The organism is Nocardioides sp., from assembly GCF_031422975.1.
In the GTDB taxonomy this organism is placed as follows: Bacteria; Actinomycetota; Actinomycetes; order Propionibacteriales; family Nocardioidaceae; genus Nocardioides.
In genome coordinates, this window is record NZ_JANPEO010000233.1 from 1 (window position 1) to 2,674 (window position 2,674).

The window sequence follows — 2,674 nt, forward strand, 5'->3', positions numbered from 1 at the left end:
ACCGAGAGCCCGTAGCAGTAGTGCAGCGGCAGCGTCGTGGCGACGACGTCGTCGGGGCGGATCGAGAGCGACTCGGCGATGGCGGTGGCGTTGGCCAGCAGACCGTCGAGACCCAGGCGCACCAGCTTGGGCGAGCCCGTGGTGCCGCTCGTGGAGAGCAGCAGCGCGAGCTCGGGGTGCAGCTCATGGGCGGACTCGTCGCGGCGGATGTCGCGACCGTCGGCACCCACGACGACATCGGGGTCCCAGGCCTCGATCAGTGCGTCGAGGTGCGAGCCGGCGACGAGGACGACCTGATCGGCCGCAAGGGCGCCGAGGTACTCCACCACCGACTCGATCTCCGGGCGTGGCGCGAGCAGGACCAGCCGGCGCGCCCCGGCATAGGCGTCGGCCACGTCGCGGACGCGGCCGGCGAGGTCGGCGTACGACACCGTCTGCTCGCCCGTCCGCAGTGCAACCCGCTCGCCGAAGGAGGCGAGATGGGTCTCGAGCGGCCTGGCGGCGCGTCCGAGGTGCGGGGTGGCGGTCACCCGAGCACCTTATAAGGCAAGCCTTACCTTTGCCATAACGGGACGGTCACGCCTCGGCCGTGCCCTGGTGGAAGCGCTGCTGCCACCGTCCACCCGCGCGCTGCCACAGCGAGCTCCGCAGGCGGCTGCCGTCGTCGGCGGACGCGCGCCAGACGAGCAGGATCAGGTCGGGCGCGACGCGGGAGACCGTCATGACGTCGAGGGTGACAGGCGAGGACAGCGGACCGATCCGGTCGAGCATCGTCTCGCGCTCCCACAGCACGCCGGACGCCCCGATCTCCTGCCACTGCGGGTGCAGAAGTGCCGCCACGGCCGCCCGGTCGGAGCGCACCTCGTCGGTGAGCAGCGACCGCTCCAGGGCGATCACCTGCTCTTCGTCACTGAGCTCGGCGACGAGGTCGCTGAAGAGGTCGGGCTCCTCGTCCACCTGTCCGACGGTGGCAGCCGGGTGGGCGGTGCTGCTGCCGGCGAAGCCCGGACCGGGATCGGCGACGCCACCGCGCTGGTACGCCGCCGCGGCGGCGTTCGCACGCTGGTCGGCCGCCTCGTTGAGCTCGTGACCGGCGTGACCCTTGACCCACTCGAACTTCACGCGCCGTCCGCGCATCGCCTCGTCGAGCGCCTTCATCAGCTCGATGTTCTTCACCGGCTGACCGCTGCCCGTCTTCCAGCCCTTGCGCTTCCAGCCGGCCATCCACTTGGTGATGGCATTGATGACGTAGGTGCTGTCGCAGAAGACGTGCAGCTCGTCGTCGAGGTGTGCCGTCTGCTGGAGCAGGTCGAGGACGGCCATCAGCTCGCCCATGTTGTTGGTGCCGTGAGGCCAGCCGCCCGAGGCCCAGCACGTGTCGTCGACGTACCACGCCCACCCCGCTGGTCCGGGGTTGCCGAGTGCCGAGCCGTCTGCCGCCGCGATGATCACGGGAGCATCCAACCACCGCCCGACCGCATGGCCGAGTCCTGCGCGAACCCGACCCCGGCATGATGGGCGCATGACCGTCCAGAAGACCGCCGTCGTCACCGGAGCGTCCAGCGGGATCGGCGCCGCGACCGCGCGCGCCCTTGCCACCGAGGGTTTCCGGGTGGTGTGCGCCGCTCGACGTACCGACCGGATCCAGGCTCTCGCCCAGGAGATCGGTGGCGTAGCCGTCCCCCTCGACGTGACCGACGCGGCCTCGGTGGCCGCCCTGGCGGCCGGCCTCGACGTCGTGCACGTCCTGGTCAACAACGCCGGCGGCGCGTTCGGCGCCGACCCGATCGAGTCGGCCGATCCCGAGGACTGGCGAGCGATGTACGACGTCAACGTGCTCGGCCTGATGCGGGTCACCCAGGCGCTGCTGCCGGCCCTGCGCGCCAGCGGCGACGGGCTGATCGTCAACCTCGGCTCCACGGCGGGACGCTGGGCCTACGAGTCGGGTGGCGGCTACACCGCGGCCAAGCACGCGACTCGGGTCGTGACCGAGACGCTGCGCCTCGAGCTGAACGGCGAGCCGATCCGGATCTCGGAGGTCGCGCCCGGGATGGTGCGCACCGAGGAGTTCGGGCTGGTGCGCTTCGGGGGCGACCGGGCGGCGGCGGACGCCGTCTACGCCGGCGTGGCCGAGCCGCTCGTGGCCGAGGACATCGCCGAGGCGGTCCGCTGGATCGCGCAGCTGCCGGCGCACGTCAACATCGACGAGCTCGTGATCAAGCCGCGCGCCCAGGCCGCCGTGCACAAGGTGCACCGGGTCTGACCGGGATCTGGAAGACTGCCGATCGTGCAGACCATCGGACTCATCGGCGGCATGAGCTGGGAATCCAGCCTCGTCTACTACCGCGACCTCAACCTCGGTGTGCAGGCGCGACTCGGCGGGTTGTCCTCGCCGAAGGTCGTGCTCAGCACCGTCGACTTCGCCGAGCTGACCGATCTGGAGGAGCACGAGCGGTGGGACCAGATCGGCGAGCTGCTCGCCGAGGCGGCGCGTGGCGTCGAGCGCGCCGGCGCCGACTTCCTGCTGCTGTGCACCACGACGTTCCACAAGGTTGCCGACCAGGTCGAGGCTGCCGTCGACATCCCCCTGCTGCACCTCGGTGACGTGGTTGCCGAGGCCTGCGTCGAGCAGGGCATGGCATGCGTCGGACTGATCGGGACGACGGTCGCGATG

The 2,674-nt window shown here is 71.1% G+C and carries 4 protein-coding genes; 2 read left to right on the forward strand and 2 right to left on the reverse strand.

Features of this window, described 5'->3' with window-relative positions; genetic code table 11:
• Both RMO85_RS06905 and RMO85_RS06910 read right to left on the reverse strand, forming a co-directional pair.
• Positions 1 to 530, reverse strand: a 530-nt coding sequence (locus RMO85_RS06905; protein ID WP_310527924.1) for an AMP-binding protein, incomplete at its 3' end; no start/stop codon positions are given.
• A gap of 46 nt (positions 531 to 576) precedes the next feature.
• Positions 577 to 1,452 (reverse strand): ribonuclease HI family protein, encoded by an 876-nt coding sequence (locus RMO85_RS06910; RefSeq protein WP_310527926.1) that lies wholly within the window; start codon positions 1,450 to 1,452, stop codon positions 577 to 579.
• Positions 1,453 to 1,522: 70 nt separating this feature from the next.
• On the opposite strand from RMO85_RS06910, the gene RMO85_RS06915 reads away from it, so the two are divergent.
• Both RMO85_RS06915 and RMO85_RS06920 read left to right on the forward strand, forming a co-directional pair.
• Entirely contained in the window at positions 1,523 to 2,263 is a 741-nt protein-coding gene (locus RMO85_RS06915; RefSeq protein ID WP_310527928.1) for an SDR family NAD(P)-dependent oxidoreductase, read from the forward strand.
• A gap of 24 nt (positions 2,264 to 2,287) precedes the next feature.
• On the forward strand, positions 2,288 to 2,674 hold a 387-nt coding region (locus RMO85_RS06920; RefSeq protein WP_310527932.1), incomplete at its 3' end, for an amino acid racemase.